The sequence below is a fragment of the Stanieria cyanosphaera PCC 7437 genome (assembly GCF_000317575.1).
In the GTDB taxonomy this organism is placed as follows: Bacteria; Cyanobacteriota; Cyanobacteriia; order Cyanobacteriales; family Xenococcaceae; genus Stanieria; species Stanieria cyanosphaera.
In genome coordinates, this window is record NC_019765.1 from 18724 (window position 1) to 35704 (window position 16981).

A 16981-nucleotide genomic window follows, 5' to 3' on the forward strand; every position below is an offset into this window, starting at 1 on the left:
ATATTCTGTTAATCCAGATGTGAATGGTAGCTATAGATAAAAAGGCATCGAAATTAGCTTTGATACGCTCCCATCGAACAACAAGACGACGATACTTGCGTTGATACCAAGCAAAACAACGCTCTTGTTGAATGAAATCGCGGTGTATCATTTTTAATTGGTCTTCCACGATGTTTTTTGGATTTATAGACTCGTTTGGGAAATTGGGGTCTAATACCTCTTTTTCTTAATTGCGATCGCTTTTCGCAGCTATCATAACCTTTATCAGCAGCTAACACAGAAAATCTTTGTCTGGGACGACCTGGTTTCCCTGTTTGAATTTTGATGCTATCTAATAAAGGCAATACCTGCTCCCTTTCGCTACCATTAGCTGTTGTGGTTCGACTTGCTAATGGCATCCCATTTCCTTCTGTGATGGTATGAATTAAAATTCCTTTTCCCTTGTAGCCATAAGCGACTTCTTCACCGCCACCTTTTCCAGGGGGAAAAAGAGCCATCAATAGCCCCGTAATTCCAATTAATCATGCCTTGATTTTGCGCTATGCCCAAAATTCGACTTTGAAGTTGCTCCATTGTTCCATCTTCTTGCCACCTTTTCAACCAACGATGTGCTGAACTTTTTGATGCCCACTGTTTTCCTGTCGGTAAATCACACCATCGACATCCAGTAATTAAAATATATAGCAAGCTGTTTAACACATAACGAAACGGAACAGGAGGCATTCCTCTCGATCTCCTTTGAGACGTTCGCAAAATATCTTCAAACAATTTCCACTCCAAATCATTTAGCCCTTCAAAACGTCCTGCCACTTTAGTCTCCATATCATCAAGAGTAAAGTATCATATTTGAGCAATAGTGGGATAGGTTCACAGCAATTAGTGAGAAGCTCAAAGCACATTAATCGAAGGTTGCAAGAAGATTGTAGCCTCTCGACAAGCGACGTTTCTCGGCTCTATTGTAGAGCTTGACACCTGTTTCGTAATCCGAACAAACTGTAGAACTCGAGCGACCAAAATCTCTTTTTGCAGCCGAACCCCAGGTTCTTTTGAGCAGCCAGTTGCCCCATAAGTCCTGGCACAGTTCGATAACGTAATAGCGCGTCTCTTTTTGCCAAGAAGAACATAGATACTTTTCTAATTGATAACTCAACACGGCACTGTTTTTAGAATCTCGCTCTTTGAATATTAATACGATCTCTTTTTTAGCTTCTAAAAATTGTTAACATTTTTAAGATATTAGAAAGCTAACGCTGGGGGTTAGGAATAATTTACATACTTTCCAGTAAATGAATGCCAATACCTCAGTACCAAAAATTGCGACTGTCGAACAAGCAGTAGATTTGCTCTATCAATGTCTCGATCTTTCTACTCTCGGTAATGCCGTTGAATATCTCGAACAAAGAGAATTAAGATACCAATTACTATTTCTCTACAGTCACTTTTTTCCCCAACAATACTCACAAAGTAAGGCTGCGGTTTATCCTGGGTTAGACGAAGATGACGGTTTAATTCAATACACGGAACGAGAAATTGAATTTCTTCAGCTTGTTCATCGGGATTTATTTCCTCTAAATTATTTGGATTACCTTCTTGAAGAGCAAATTGATTTTATCGAACCGAGATTGATTCTAGTAACGTCTTTGGGTCTGGGGCAGCTAGAGGATTATGAAATGTCCTATTGCGACCTGGCATTAGGAGATAAAATTTTGTTGCCCATGACTTCAGTTGGTAGAGAAAACTTAGAACATTGGCAGAATCATCTGGGTGAGGATTGCTATGGGGAATGGTTTGAAGCAGAGTTATCTTCTCCTCCCACTATGGCTAAAATTGCCCATCCTCACAGTATCGATTTTAAAAAGCTCAGACGTATGTGTTTTCAAGCCAAGAAACCCATTTGCTATCTGCCTTTAACTTTGAGATTGCTAGATTTAAATACCAATAATATTTGGCTTGACGAAGAGGGTGGATGGTTGCAGGGCATGAAGGGAACGACGTTAGATTGGTCAAAAGAGAATGTTATTTACCTCCATAGAGAATACCTTAAAGCCCAAAGAATCTTAGATGCTGCGGGTTCTTTCATTGGCTGGTTAGAAGCCGATTTAAATAATAATTTTCAATCTGTTTTGAGGCTTTGGAATCAATGTTCGACTCCCCATTAATTTCTGGCGATGTACTCAGAGAAGTGATTGCCAAAGCACCGAGAAATCTCGATAATTTAGATGCCGAACTGCTATTTATCGAGCGCAATTATATTTTCCATTATTTAGAGGGTAATAGGCACGTTTACAAAAGTCTGACTCCAGAGGTTTTGCGAAATGCTTTTGCTAACGAGCCTACCGATACAGATTGGCTGTCTAAAAGTGTGATTCGTCATGGCAGTGGTGTTTCGGGTAATTGGATAGTCTGTTTCTTTCCCCAACAGCGTTACAGCCTACAAGTCGGGCAAGAACAATTTTATTTACCTCTGCCGAGTTTCGTCTTTATGGGAATCGGTAGTAGCTACTTTCTTTGGGCAGTAAAAAAGAATCAGTTCGAGCCAAATTTAATTGTTTATCATGCTCCTTTACCCAATATTATGGCTGATGGCAGAATCTGTTGGGGCAATGTTTATCCTACCTCTGTTGGGCTGTCAAATGTAGAAGCTGTTTGGTCTAAATTTATCGGTAGTGTATTTAATCGGGATTATACTCAGGGGAAATCGAGGAAATACAAAAATAATATTATCGAGCAGTTAAAGATTTTAAACCGAAAAGAAAAAATTTCTTCTCGCTGTAGGTATCCAGTTTCTGACCTCGTTCCCGTTCGGAATAAATTGACAGTAGCGCAAGCTGTGAAAGCGATTATTAAAAATGTCGACTGTGGTTAATAAAAAAAAATACGGGGTGTTAACGTTTATTCATCCCCGTAAGCTTTATACTCAGCACAGATTTCAAGGTATCTAGATATCTACACTTCATCTGTCTTTGCGCAAAGATCGGCACCTACCGCGTAGCGGAAGCGTTGGGTAGTTTACTTAGTATTATTCATTACCAAAGCGTTCGATCATTGACTTAGCTCGACGATAGTTAGCTATTTTTTGTCTTTGTCGATCTCTTTGGCGAGCTTCAGCTAACACTTTAGATTGTATGGATTTGTGATTTTCAAAATATACAAACAAGGCTTCTAAAAAAACTTCCCGACTAATTTCTTCTTCCTGACACTTTTGACTTAATTTTTGGCTGAGTTTTTGTTCTAACCTAATCGTGCTTTGCTTGGTTTTAATATCCATGCTCGGTGAAGACAGTTCATCTAGAGCAGGTATAGCATTGAGAGCATCTGTAGTTGAAGATATCTCTACATCTTGATTGCTAGAATTTGAGATATCTTTAAGATTATGGCGATCGTAAGCTAAGGATTCTGCTTCCTTAGCTACCCTCTCTTCTTGAATTACTGAAACTTCAGGCTTTTGAGATGATTCTTCGTTCTTATTGACCGATGGAATTGTCGATAAGTCTCGACTTTGTACAGTCGGTTTAGCTCTATTACGCAGTCTTTCTAAAGCATCTTGATTCATCTTTCCGCCTCCGTGGAGACCCTCGCCATAGCTGTACTCAGCTTGGCGCAGGGACGTGCCTTATAAACGCCTGGGGAGACCCCAGGCGACAGGCACTCAGGAAACGGAGGGCAGGGTTTAGTTGGCATATTTTGTCCTCCAAGTGTTGTACGTTAAGAATTTAATATCTTGAGGTTTAGCATTTTGGCAAAGTCGCTTACCTGTCTCGACAGAGTGAAGTGAGACTCTACCTTTGCTTGAACCTCCCACAAAACAAAGATTGTATTTTGGGTGCTTGACTAAAGAACCTCTTTTAAACCCAGCAGACATTGTTCCACCATAAGGAGAACGAATTGCTCCAGGTGCGTGTTCTAACCTGTGAAGTTGCCTTCGGTGAAACCTTAAGGGAACAACAATCAGTAAGTTAGTATTCTTTGGTAAAGAATTACCACCGACTACTGAATAAGCTAAGGCAAAACTATCTACGCAATGGGCTTCAAAGGTTTCGGCTAGTTTGTTTTTGGTTTTCTTCAACCCAAGCTCGTCTCGGATTTGCTTAGTTTCCATACCTTGCAAGGTGTGGACTTCAGCTAACTTTGCTAGTTCCGAGTAAAACCAATCTTTGCCTACTTGCAGTGGAGAGAAGCTTTTACCCCACTTACCACCCCAAGTCTTAGCTTTAATGTCTTCTATTACAAAAGTAGTTATCGGGAACATCTTAGAAAGCCAAGAACACAAGCGAAGTTTCCACTGCCAGCGCGACTTTGTTGAGGGTGGTAGGCAAAACTTGTTAATCAAACGATTAGCTCTCGGTTGCCTACAAGGGGTTTTCCTAAACCTTCTCGCCCTCCGCATTTCTCGTCTAGTCTTAAGGTGTTCGTTAACCCAGTCAACAGTAGTAGCTTGAATGTTTAAGTACTGATGAGCTTTGGATTTAACCGTATAGCCTTCACGCTTGCTGCCGGGGTCTACACCGCAAGCTATTGGTTGGTAGTTTCTGTTGCTAGGCTCGATATTTAGCCGTACACAGAAAACACCTCTTTTCCAAAACCCTGTAGCTTTACCAGACTTAATCCACCTTTTGGCTCTCGTCGAGGTTGTAGGCATTAACGGGATTTGGTTTTTGTCTACTACAGGTACGTACATGGCGATAAGCCCTAATTGTATATACATCTCTTCGCCTCTGGCTTACACAGGAATTACAGACTAGAGAAGCATCCGTAATGTGTTTTGAACTGCCATGTTCAGTTAGCTCAGGTTACGTTTTCCGCACAGGCTAGACAACTGCTTCGTCTCGCTGGAACTAATTGGCATTTAGTTCTTTGCAAGCCCACGCTAAATTGCTCTTAGCAATTAGCGGTGGGTAGTTGACTACTTCTGTTTTTTTAAAATCTTATACTGCTACCACTATTGATTGATTTAGCTGTTTGCAGTCTTCTAATAATTCAATGATTTTTTCAAAGGGGTACTCTAAATCTTTTGCGCCCAATTCGCTCAAAAGTTGACCCTGACGAGTTGCCTGTTTGAATTTTTCTGATTCTCTTATCGTGGGAAGCACGGGGGCATCGTCAGCAAATTCTCTCATCGCAGCAATATTATCTCTACTTTCTAAGGTTTGAGTTCTTCCTACCCAGCGATCGCGAAAGGGAATAATTCCCAATATTTGTCCTCTAAATGCCATTACTTGAGCTTGTTCGGCGAGAAACTTTTGTGTATCGAGCAAGGAGTTTACTCCTTTAGTTGCCGACTCAGCAGGAATTAACACCCAGTCTGCTGCACCAACTGCGGTCAAACAAATTTGCGATCGCGTCGGTTGTACGTCGATGATTACATAGTCAAATAGCTCTTTAACTGCTTGAAGTCGGATCTGTAAGATTAGTGCGCCAGTACCACTACCACTTAAATACTCAGTTACCTTTGCCAGTCCGCTATCGGCAGGAACTAAAAATAAATTTTCATCATTAGTAGGATAAATTCCATCTTCAGTTGATACCGTACCCTTTAATACTTCAAGCAAAGTAGGTCGATCTGGTGCTACTTCATGATTTAAGAAAAAAGTTAAATTGGCTTGAGGATCGCAGTCGATCGCTAAAACTTTTTTTCCAGCCTGGGCTAACATTTTGGCAAGGAAATAACAAGTTGTAGTCTTCCCTTGTCCCCCTGCTAAACTAACTGCTGCTATTGTTTGCATTTGCGTACTTGAAGTATATTTTCCATAGGGAAGCTCGCCTCTCTAAAAGAACGCCGTATAAACTGATGAGGAAACCCAATCAGACAGGCACTCCGCAAGAGCAAGTCCCGCTTCAGCCTTCTTTATAGCCTCATGATTTCTAGATGTCTATTGGTTTTGTTTTCTCGATAACTAAATATACAGAAATTAATATATGTAGATATCTATATACAAAGATGTCGGTGTTTCAAAGTTTCTAGATACATTGAATACTGGGTATCTAGATATAAAGATATCTAGACTTATTGATTTTTAGAAACAAAAGTATCTTGATATCGAGAAACCTTGCTTTGTAATAGCTACTGACATTAGTGAATCTAAATGTTTTGACAAGTAGATATCTTGACATCCTGATATCTATACTTCATTAATCAAAAGTATCAATAATTCTATACTTTCGAGGCTCTATTTTTTTTCCAAAAATAAATAATTGATATCTAGATATAAAAAATAAGCTTTCTATTTATGTTTTAGGATTTAATACTTATCCCTATCGGGATTTGTGAATGAAGCAGTCTTTTTCTCAAAGGCTTTATTTGCTTCTAAACTATTCGTCACATTCATTCATATGCACCTCGCTCGTTCGATTCTCAATGCCAGGCACATCATACTTCCCGTTTACCAACAGATAGAATTTTACCTAGTCGGCTGTGGGGGAACTGGTAGTTGGCTTGCACCCAGCCTTTGTCGCCTAGCCAGATATCTAACTCAACGAGGTAAAAACACCACCTTAATATTTATCGATCCCGATACTGTAGAAGAGAAAAACGTCCTGCGCCAAAACTTCTGCGATGCTGAAATTGGGTTGAGTAAAGCTCAAACTCTGGCATTAAGATATAGCTTGAGTTGGGGGGTCGACATTGAAGGCTTGCCCGATTCATTTAATCCCGAAATAGTTGCTAGAGACTACTATCAAAGAGAACACAAACTCAAAATTATAATCGGTTGCGTAGATAATGCTAATGCTCGTCAATCAATTGCTCGTGCTTTATCTCAGTATCAATCTTGGCATACCAGAAATGTCGCTAGCGAACTTTGGTGGCTTGATTGTGGCAACCATTCCCATAGCGGACAAGTATTAATTGGCTCTCATCTATCGCCAGAACTCGATACCTACCAATTTCATCAGTTGGGATGTATTAAATTACCCGCACCCTGCTTGCAACACCCCGAACTATTAGAACCCAAACCAGAAGAATTATCTCAGACTAATATTTCTTGTGCCGAACTCGAGCTACTCAATACTCAAAGTCTAACGATCAATCAACGAATGGCAGCAGAAGCAGCTAGTTATCTAATTCAGTTGATAACTGGTAAATTAAATCGCCTGGCAACTTATCTAGATTTAAATAGTGGTTTCACTACTTCTACTTTCATTACCGAAGAAGCAATAGCCAAAATAATTAATCATGCTAAAGCTCTTGCCAAAAATTAGGCTCGTCCAAATCCTCTTTCGTTACTCCATAAGTGCTATTTTTCTCTTCATTTGAATAGTCTACTTCGATGTCATATTCGTCTATCAATCCCGTATCTGTATAAAATTCCATCAAACTATGATGAACTTTAATTTTCTCCCTCGATTGTTTTTTAAGGAGCTGTTTATCATTCAATGAATTGCCACAATTGGTGTTAGTTACTTTCTCTTTCATAAGCTCTATTTTAGTTTTTCTATTTACTTTTATTTGGCAGATTATACGGGATTTAGGGTTAGCTGTATTTAATCCATTTAGATAATTTTATTAGTTACTTTGACTCATTCAAAAAGACTAACTCAGAAGTCATCCTATCGGATTTTTTTTTAGGAGAAAAAAAATTATGATTGGCGCAGGAGTTGTAAAAGGATGAGCCATAATCAAAATAACCAAAATAGCTCGGTGACAGAAACAGGACTAAAAATACCAGTAATCGATCTGAGTTTAGCCGAGTCGGGTAGATATTTATCCGAGCCAGAAAATATTACTGATTCTCTATTGGAATTACTCGGTGAATCAAATGATTTATCTTCTTTAGTCATTGTCAAACTCGAGCGAGACCGGGGCAAACAATTACAATTTGAAGACCCGAAATTAGCCGAACAAATCTACTTAAATCAGTTAGATAAAGTTGATTTTGGTGACAATATTAAACGCGGTATTATTTTTAGTTCTGGTAAAAGCGTCTACTTCGGCAATAAAGAATTAATTGACAACATTCGCGAGCAATTTTTCAAAACTCAACCAGACCACTGCTGTCGCTATGGTTCATTATTGGTCAGTTCTTGCTTACAAGGAGCGGTTTTATTTGATAGTAGCAAGGATAATTCTCCTATTAAACTTAAAATAGTTGATTCTCAAAGCAACAACCCAAAAGAAAGAGAAGCAGCAGCAGATTTCTTTACGGGCGACTGTCACGGTAAGATATCCCCCCACTTGGCTGAAGAGGTTGGTGCTAAAAGCAAACGACCGTTTCAGTTTAGAATGGCGTGGATGACTGGATGGAATCAAAATGAAACCAAAAACTCTACCCCTAAAACCAGTTTTTTGGCTAAAGGAACATTTCTGCCCAATCGCACTCTAACAGAAGCTCGCGGGTATGATATCATTTTAGACCGCAGTTCGATTAAAGGCATTGCTAAAGATAAACTGAGCGAACTCATTCCCTGCGGAGATTATCAACTTCCCAAAATGGCACTGGGTAATCGAGCTAATGCCGAACTACAGAAATACGATAATTCCTGGCAATTTAGCATTTGGTTTTCAAAAAGTGCGATCGCTTCTGACCTCGTACCCGCTACCAAAGCCGAGGCTCAAAGATTGGCGCAAATTCAATCTAACCCCCTCAAACTCAATCGCTACATAGTCGAACAACATGATAAAAAAGCTAGTTTTATTCAAACCGATGATGATGCGGTGAGTGTGGAGGGGAGTGAAGACGAGCGAGAAGCCAAAGAATCGAGATTGGTTTCCCTATTGCGCCAAGATAATAAAGGATTACTAACGGGTTATCCCAAGCTAGTTGAGTTTCAACGCTCTCAATTGAGGAAGATTTGGCTCAATCTGGCAATTAAAGGGGCATTACACCACGACAGTGCCATGGCTCAACCATGCGATAACCTCAAACCAGGAACGATTGTCGCTCCCCACTTAGAAAACGGTACGGAAGTAATCGTTACCCGCTATCCCATAGTCAGTAAAGATAACATCCGTCGCTACACAGTAGACAATCATCAACCTGCTGCCCAGTCGTTATTAAACTATCGCAGTTGCGTATTTATTCGCTCGGATCAGGCAATGCAGCACCATCAATGCGACTTTGATGGCGACCAATTGATCGTAACTCCAACTTCTCGTTTTCCCCAAATTTCCCAGGAAATTCGTCGAGCTAACGAACCTTCCGAGTATCCATCAGTAGTTAAACGAGAGAAAACCAATTACGGCAAGCCCAAATATACTAATCTCAAACAAATAGCGGCAGCTATCAAACAAAACAGTATTGGTTATGTGGCTACTCTAATAGGCAGAGTACAATCTTCATCTAACCCCTATCAAAAGCAGTCGCGACGGGAAAAATTTGAATCTGCCAAAGTCAAACTGTTAGGTAAACTATTCGACGCGCTGCAAATAGAAGTGGATTCTCCTAAAAGTGCAGCTCGCTATCAAGATCGTCATGGGGATATCATTGCCCGTACTAAAAACTGGGTCGAAAATTTCCCCAGTCCCTTATTCGATTATAAGAAAGACGAACGAGTCTACAAAACAAGCTGCTTGCCCACTTCAACCGACAACAATATCGATTGTATTGCCGAGCGTGCTGTCAATCCCCAGTGGAGTCGAACCAGGATTAAGAGTTTGGAACTAGACCGCTTTAGCTTTCTCTTTGATGAGCCAAATGATAAACAAGATTTGAAGTATTGGGAGCAGGTATGTCTGCCTAAAGCGGAAGAAATCAAACAGCGATATCGCGATCGCTCCAGGGAAATACATCAGGCAAATAAGGACGATCCAGAACGGAAAAAACAGGAATTCGCTCAACTGTATGAAGACTTGAGAGCTATAGTTGATGAAGAGTTTCCCAATGCCGAGGAGCGGATGTTGGCTGCTAGTGCCATGTGGAAGCTGGAGACAAACAATAAAAGTTTAAAGAATCATATCGCTGAATGTAAGAAACTTGCCTGTCGTTTGAATTCTACGATTGAGTTAGTTAAAGAACATCGATTTAATAGCTCGTTAGAACCTCAAAACACTTGGGTTGTCAGCGTTCCTTTTGTCCGTCGGGATAATTCCCATAATAATAGCGATGTAGTCAACAATAGCAAAAATAACTCCTACAGACCACTCGCAGCAGAGTTTAAGGCATATCTCGACAAACAAGGAGCAAGCTATGAGGCAACCGTCAACTCGGATTTACCCTTGATTGATTTTGCCCTCATCGATCCCCAACCCGAACTAATTAAAAATCTACAGGCTAAGTTGGGTAATAATGATAACGATCGCTTTGTTTGGCAAGAACACAATTTAACTACCTATAAAGGAGATACCGTTCCTCTTCAGATCGTTCCGCCCAAAGATTATACTTGGGTAGAAATGAATGAAGAAAATCTTGCCAAAGGCAGCTTGATACTGAATTTATTTGCTGCGGAAATTTGTCAGAGATTAGAGGAATATCAATTTACCTCATTTAAGTTAATTGGCGCGAAACATAACGATTACAGTCAAGTTGATTTTAGCGATAAGCGTTTACAGAATAAAGAGTTTGAGTTTGTCGTTGGCAAATATAACAATCCCAATGATTACCGCCACGGACAGCCGATGGTGCAGTTAAAGAGCAAGGATTTAGCCATGTTTGAGCCTCAATCTCCCAGATTACCTGTCGGTTCTACTTTTACTGCCAGTATCGAACAGAGTAAAGGTGCGTTGATTCTTCATGTCAAACCCGAATCGGTTCGGCTTCCTGAAAGTGAACTGCAAAAGCAGGGGAAGAAGACAACAAAAGCTCAACAGAAAAGACTCAAGCGTAAATTTTATTTAGATACTCCCTCACAATTACCAATGGATAAAGAAGTAAATGGCAATACTCAAGCCAAGAAAAAACGGAATTTTTGTTTAAATATCGAAATACCCAAATCAACAGCAGAAACAGAACGAGAACCAGAGCCAAATCGAACTCTTACTCAACCAACTATCAAACAATTATTATCTCAAGATGCTTCGATTGTTCTGCATCAAAGTATTAAAAGTCAGCATCAAAAAACGGGTGAAAACCAACTCAAAATTGATAGTAAGGGAGAATGGACTGCCACTATTCGAGGTCATAATTGTAAGGTTTGCGACCGTCATAAAAAAATAGTTTTTCAGTCTAATTTAGCTACAGACAAAATCGATAAACCTCTATCAGAAGCCAATGCCGAGCGATTTTTCAAGATGTGCGAACAGGAAACTAAAAAGGAGAGTTTAAATCCCCAAAAAAGTAATCGAATTAAACGTAAAAATAAGCAAGAACAATTATCTATTTAATTTCAGATTGCCAAGTTTTTTCAAAAATCCCAACTAAAGGTAAAAGGACTTTCAATTAGCTTTTTCCTTTTACCAACTCCTAGCTTTTCATTCATTTTATTACCTCTTATTAAATTATGAATTCTTCAAATAAAGTTAAGTTTATTACTGCAAGCGATCGCCAAGGAGAGGTGATTTTAAAATACCTCAATAAAACTTGTCAGCAGGCTCTTAATTATTGTCAAAAAAATAATCTTCAATCCTATGAAGACTTTGCTCGGACAATCAAAATAATTGGCGATAAAAATGCCGAAGCAAAGGGCGAGCATTTAGCAATTAGAGTGGGAATTAAAGAAAACGATCTAGTACTAAGTTTGGCGAATCGACCGCAGTTGGGTACTACTAAATCAATTAAAATGCTAGAGCATTTAGGCAGTGAAGAAAAATATCAATTTACCCGCTCGACTGTTGAAGAATTATTACAGAAAAAAGAAGCTAAAGAAAGCGATCGATTAAATTCGCAGGAGTTGTCAGATTTTTCAAATTCTTTTGCTAATGAAACTGAATTAATTGAAAGAGGTAAAAAGAATAGTCGTTTAGATGTTGTCGATTTAATTGAAGATCGATCTACTTCAGCTTCTACAGAAGTTCCAGATGATTTATTATTTGAAACAGCAGAATCAAGAAGTAAACTAGAGGGGATAGACGGGCGACACAAGCCCCTGGGTTTGACCCAGGGGACGCGCCCTCACGATCCTGTAAATGAACTTTTAAATGATTCGAGTGAAGATATAAAAACTCAGAGTAATGATAAGAGTTTATCAGATGATAAGAAACAAAAACAGCAATCAAAAACTAAACAAATTCAACCAGATGTAGTTATTAAAAAGACTAAAAAAAGCCAATCCAAATCGTCAATTGCCGACCGTGCTAGTAAAACTTTAATGGCTTTAGGCAGCAAAGCCGATACTTACACCCAAGATACCGATGGGATGACAGTAATGGCAGCTAGTTTAAAAATGGGTGCTGTGGGGATAGCTTTTGCCAATAAATTGCTAGAAAAACGCGAAGAGAGAAAGTTAAAAGCGACTATTGACAAGATTTTAGCTGTCCAAGAAAGAACCAGTCAACTTGTCGAGCGATCCCAGTCTCTCAAACAGCAAGCAGATAAACCAGAAGTAGAGAGCGAACTGGATTTAGATGAAGATGTCAAGATTGAATCAAATAATGAATTGGATGTAGATGAAGATCTCGACTTGGATGATGAATTGGATTTAGAAAGCGATATTACCGAGCAATTAGGCAAGGCGGTTAAAACTATTGATCGCCAGTTAATGGATGTCGATCCAGATATCTCCGCCGAACCAATCGTCATCGATCGCGCTGCTGATTTTTACCAACAGTTAGAACAAATTAATGCTGCTTTAGATCGATTAGAACAGAAATTAGATTTATTAGAAAAGAGAATCGAACATCTGGAACAATTGCTAGACAAGCAGGAAGAAAAAGATGATGTTGAATTAGATTCAGAAGCCGATTTAGTTTCCGATCTTTGGGATGAAGACGAACAAAATCAAGTGGATGAAAAAGCAGAAGATTTGGATACTCAGCTAGTTAATGTCTTGCTGGATGTTAGCGAGAAATACAAGCAAATTAACCCCAATTCAAAGTCAGAAATTCTTATTGGCGATCGCTGTAGGTTGTGTTGCGATCGCGCTGACGAGAAGAAAATTATTACTATTGAAGAACGAGATAATGATGAAGTTTTAGAAATTTTTAAGGCGACGATAAATAAAGATGAGTTTGTAATCGACAAGGATGAATTAGATGAAGAGGAAAAGCAGGCTATTGTGGAAAGTTTTAGCCAGAAGCTAGAAGAAATTAATGATTATTTGGATAAACAGCAAAAACAAAGTCAGTCAAATGTTAAACAAGAAAAAAAACAGAAAGAAATAGCGATAATTGATTAGTAAATTTTGAAACTTATTCGCTAACCATAAAATTAGATTTAGTTTAAACTTGAAACTTTCGTAGAAGCTGAGAATCGTAATAGTTTCAATTCCTCATAGGAATTATTAATAGTTTAAACTTTTATCTTTTCTCAATCAATTGATAAAGGTCGTAGTTTCAATTCCTCATAGGAATTATTAATAGTTTAAACAATGAGTTTAAAGATTTGCTTATGGCGCAAGTTTGGTTTCAATTCCTCATAGGAATTATTAATAGTTTAAACATAGATGGAAATTCCTCTTTCTTCGGAAAAAATTATCGAGTTTCAATTCCTCATAGGAATTATTAATAGTTTAAACATTGTTTCTCAGCAAACGTAATTGGTTGCCAGTCATGTTTCAATTCCTCATAGGAATTATTAATAGTTTAAACGTGCTACGTTCGTAAACTTGCGTTTCAAAAGTCCCTGTTTCAATTCCTCATAGGAATTATTAATAGTTTAAACGTGAGGGAATTGATATGTTTGCTCGTAAAGGTGATGTTTCAATTCCTCATAGGAATTATTAATAGTTTAAACCAATCCCCCCTTCGTCGAGGAGCAATACAGAGTTAGGTTTCAATTCCTCATAGGAATTATTAATAGTTTAAACTTTTGATAAGGTATTATGTTATTGAGGATAAATAAGTTTCAATTCAAACGGGTGTCGCAGGAACATGGCAACTATTCTGGGTATTATGTTATTGAGGATAAATAAGTTTCAATTCCTCATAGGAATTATTAATAGTTTAAACAGTTCGTCGTGCAACTAAGGTGCAGAAATAATGGAATTGTTTCAATTCCTCATAGGAATTATTAATAGTTTAAACCCATTAGCAGCAAACCAATTCAAACCACGAAGACGTTTCAATTCCTCATAGGAATTATTAATAGTTTAAACGTTTTAAGCTCTTCAATAGTTTCATCAATTTGCTCTTTATGTTTCAATTCCTCATAGGAATTATTAATAGTTTAAACATTTATAACGATTGTTTGCAATATGGCGTAGGTAAAGGTTTCAATTCCTCATAGGAATTATTAATAGTTTAAACACTTAAACGAATCCGACCCCGTAAAAGTTGACCTGTCCTTGTTTCAATTCCTCATAGGAATTATTAATAGTTTAAACAAATTTGGCGATCGCTCGATAAAAAGTAGCTGAAGAGTTTCAATTCCTCATAGGAATTATTAATAGTTTAAACTTGATGGAATGGTTCGGAGTCGAATTTTTTCTGATGTTTCAATTCCTCATAGGAATTATTAATAGTTTAAACAAATTTGCCCGTGTTCGAGCGTCTGTCCAATCCAGTTTCAATTCCTCATAGGAATTATTAATAGTTTAAACATAGTTCTCGCTTCTGCTTCGATTTTTTGAATTTGTTTCAATTCCTCATAGGAATTATTAATAGTTTAAACACTGCTGGTCGTATTGCTTTCCATAATTGGTCACAGGCTAGTTTCAATTCCTCATAGGAATTATTAATAGTTTAAACTAATAAAAATCTAGATCAAGATGATTTAAATGTACTGTTTCAATTCCTCATAGGAATTATTAATAGTTTAAACGTAGGTAGCAAGATTTGATCGACTTCGGGGTTGGCGTTGATAGTTTCAATTCCTCATAGGAATTATTAATAGTTTAAACTTAGAGAGAATTTAGATTACAATCGCAATCTTTTAGTTTCAATTCCTCATAGGAATTATTAATAGTTTAAACTATCTTCCGTCGATCGCGATTTGAGTTCTTTTGGTTTCAATTCCTCATAGGAATTATTAATAGTTTAAACATCGGCTGCATCTAATGCAGGTGCAGCACTCCTGGCTGTTTCAATTCCTCATAGGAATTATTAATAGTTTAAACCGATTCAAAAGTAAATACCTCAGAATACTTTATTTGTTTCAATTCCTCATAGGAATTATTAATAGTTTAAACGTAAGTACTGAGCGAACATTTTACTTAGTTCTTCTTTGTTTCAATTCCTCATAGGAATTATTAATAGTTTAAACTTCAAGATTTATTTGAAGATGTTACTGATTCTAAGTTTCAATTCCTCATAGGAATTATTAATAGTTTAAACAGTGGAGAATGAAACTAAAGTAGCTTGGTATGCTGTTTCAATTCCTCATAGGAATTATTAATAGTTTAAACGTAGTACATACTCAGTAGTACCATCATCGGCGGTATAGTTTCAATTCCTCATAGGAATTATTAATAGTTTAAACTTAATAACTGGAAAAATATTAAAGGGTTTAACTACGTTTCAATTCCTCATAGGAATTATTAATAGTTTAAACTTGAAAATATATATTTTCTCCTTCTTCCCAATTTTGTTTCAATTCCTCATAGGAATTATTAATAGTTTAAACCTATCCCAGTTATCTTTTTGATCAAACCAATCAATGTTTCAATTCCTCATAGGAATTATTAATAGTTTAAACCCAGAAAAATAAGCTAGATTTGCTATTGTATATTTAGTGTTTCAATTCCTCATAGGAATTATTAATAGTTTAAACCATTTGAGAATTAGAGAGAGCAAGAGCAATAGATCGTTTCAATTCCTCATAGGAATTATTAATAGTTTAAACTGGAAACTACAGCACCAGTAGAACTACAAGCTTCTGTTTCAATTCCTCATAGGAATTATTAATAGTTTAAACTAGACAGATCGATTAAATTTTGAACTGTTTTAATTGCGGCCGTTTCAATTCCTCATAGGAATTATTAATAGTTTAAACTCAAGTCTTACCACAGCAGCTTGAGCCGTATCCGCAGGTTTCAATTCCTCATAGGAATTATTAATAGTTTAAACACAAAGTAGTTGATTATTTAGAAATTGATTTTACTTTTGTTTCAATTCCTCATAGGAATTATTAATAGTTTAAACGATTTTTTCAATGGCTGGCTGTAGCTTTTTGAGGTTTCAATTCCTCATAGGAATTATTAATAGTTTAAACTATTTCATTCAATGGGCGCACTACTCCACCAGAAATGTTTCAATTCCTCATAGGAATTATTAATAGTTTAAACACATGGTAATTCAACCGTTGCCGTATCATTGGAAGTGTTTCAATTCCTCATAGGAATTATTAATAGTTTAAACTAGCTGAAACTTTAGCAGAATTATGGGGAGCAATTTTGTTTCAATTCCTCATAGGAATTATTAATAGTTTAAACTAATCAAGTTGTAAATAAAGATTAGTTGTAGTTCCCAAGTTTCAATTCCTCATAGGAATTATTAATAGTTTAAACCGCGGTAGTTCAAAAACATTGATATATTTAGTTTTCAAGGTTCGTTTGCGCGGTATTGGGTTGATGATAGCACAAAGGACAAGAAAAACAGAGCCAAAATTGCTGAAACCTTTATACTGTATAGTGCGCGGAACTATGCCAAACTCAATTGCTTGCAAAGCTATACTGGGTAAGAATTTACAGGAACTTATAACTTTACTCATTTTATACACCTACCCTACCGCGCATATATCTTACTCAACAAAGAAAATTGTATCGTCTCGAACTAGTTCACCACCAATGCGCTCAATCTTATTTTGACAACAACTACATAAAAAATAAAAACGAATACTATCGGTATCAGAGTTGATTATTTTTTTGAGACGCGATCGCAGTTTAGCATACTCAGTTTTGGTTAAATTACATTCAAACAAACTATACTGCATCCATTGACCATAAGAAGATAAAATATCGTGAATTTTAGTGCGTCGCTTATCTTCAGATATATCGTAACTAACTATCACAAACATAG

12 protein-coding genes and 2 CRISPR repeat arrays are annotated in these 16981 nt (G+C 37.4%); of the genes, 5 read left to right on the top strand and 7 right to left on the bottom strand.

Annotation, left to right across the window (positions count from 1 at the left end; genetic code table 11):
• Positions 1-53 precede the first annotated feature (53 nt).
• Positions 54-497: a transposase gene (locus STA7437_RS25645; protein ID WP_083856894.1), complete on the bottom strand. Its 444-nt coding sequence runs from the start codon at positions 495-497 to the stop codon at positions 54-56.
• On the bottom strand, positions 463-822 hold the full coding sequence (locus tag STA7437_RS22205; protein WP_245562187.1) for a transposase: 360 nt from the start codon (positions 820-822) through the stop codon (positions 463-465). Before STA7437_RS22205 ends, STA7437_RS25645 begins: the two co-directional genes overlap by 35 nt.
• 464 nt (positions 823-1286) lie before the next feature.
• Here STA7437_RS22205 and STA7437_RS22210 point away from each other — a divergent pair, with 464 nt between their 5' ends.
• Together STA7437_RS22210 and STA7437_RS22215 are read left to right on the top strand one after the other, a co-directional pair.
• On the top strand, positions 1287-2159 hold the full coding sequence (locus tag STA7437_RS22210) for a hypothetical protein (protein ID WP_015211888.1): 873 nt from the start codon (positions 1287-1289) through the stop codon (positions 2157-2159).
• The gene (locus STA7437_RS22215) at positions 2141-2866 is read left to right on the top strand and encodes a hypothetical protein (protein WP_015211889.1); all 726 of its coding nucleotides are present in this window, start codon (positions 2141-2143) and stop codon (positions 2864-2866) included. Before STA7437_RS22210 ends, STA7437_RS22215 begins: the two co-directional genes overlap by 19 nt.
• 153 nt (positions 2867-3019) lie before the next feature.
• Here STA7437_RS22215 and STA7437_RS25950 read toward each other — a convergent pair whose 3' ends face one another.
• From STA7437_RS25950 to STA7437_RS22230, 3 genes are all read right to left on the bottom strand, one after another.
• A complete protein-coding gene (locus STA7437_RS25950) occupies positions 3020-3553 on the bottom strand; it encodes a hypothetical protein (protein ID WP_015211890.1) in 534 nt (177 codons plus the stop codon).
• Positions 3554-3670: 117 nt separating this feature from the next.
• On the bottom strand, positions 3671-4705 hold the full coding sequence (locus tag STA7437_RS22225) for an RRXRR domain-containing protein (RefSeq protein ID WP_015211891.1): 1035 nt from the start codon (positions 4703-4705) through the stop codon (positions 3671-3673).
• 220 nt (positions 4706-4925) lie between these two features.
• A complete protein-coding gene (locus STA7437_RS22230) occupies positions 4926-5723 on the bottom strand; it encodes a ParA family protein (RefSeq protein ID WP_015211892.1) in 798 nt (265 codons plus the stop codon).
• Positions 5724-6264: 541 nt separating this feature from the next.
• On the opposite strand from STA7437_RS22230, the gene STA7437_RS22235 reads away from it, so the two are divergent.
• Positions 6265-7197 carry a ThiF family adenylyltransferase gene (locus STA7437_RS22235; protein WP_245562198.1) on the top strand — a complete coding sequence of 311 codons (933 nt, stop codon included), beginning with the start codon at positions 6265-6267 and terminating at the stop codon, positions 7195-7197.
• Here STA7437_RS22235 and STA7437_RS22240 read toward each other — a convergent pair.
• On the bottom strand, positions 7175-7411 hold the full coding sequence (locus STA7437_RS22240) for a hypothetical protein (RefSeq protein WP_015211894.1): 237 nt from the start codon (positions 7409-7411) through the stop codon (positions 7175-7177). The genes STA7437_RS22235 and STA7437_RS22240 overlap by 23 nt on opposite strands.
• 192 nt (positions 7412-7603) lie before the next feature.
• Here STA7437_RS22240 and STA7437_RS22245 point away from each other — a divergent pair, with 192 nt between their 5' ends.
• Complete coding sequence (locus tag STA7437_RS22245) at positions 7604-11254, top strand: hypothetical protein (RefSeq protein WP_015211895.1); 3651 nt, start codon at positions 7604-7606, stop codon at positions 11252-11254.
• A 116-nt stretch (positions 11255-11370) separates the two neighbouring features.
• On the top strand, positions 11371-13203 hold the full coding sequence (locus STA7437_RS22250; RefSeq protein ID WP_015211896.1) for a coiled-coil domain-containing protein: 1833 nt from the start codon (positions 11371-11373) through the stop codon (positions 13201-13203).
• A gap of 82 nt (positions 13204-13285) precedes the next feature.
• Positions 13286-13834: direct repeats of the CRISPR family, unit length 37 nt; unit sequence GTTTCAATTCCTCATAGGAATTATTAATAGTTTAAAC.
• A gap of 104 nt (positions 13835-13938) precedes the next feature.
• Positions 13939-16470: a CRISPR direct-repeat array (repeat unit 37 nt; unit sequence GTTTCAATTCCTCATAGGAATTATTAATAGTTTAAAC).
• A gap of 233 nt (positions 16471-16703) precedes the next feature.
• Here STA7437_RS22250 and cas2 read toward each other — a convergent pair.
• Complete coding sequence (cas2, locus tag STA7437_RS22255) at positions 16704-16979, bottom strand: CRISPR-associated endonuclease Cas2 (RefSeq protein WP_015211897.1); 276 nt, start codon at positions 16977-16979, stop codon at positions 16704-16706.
• Positions 16980-16981: the final 2 nt, after the last annotated feature.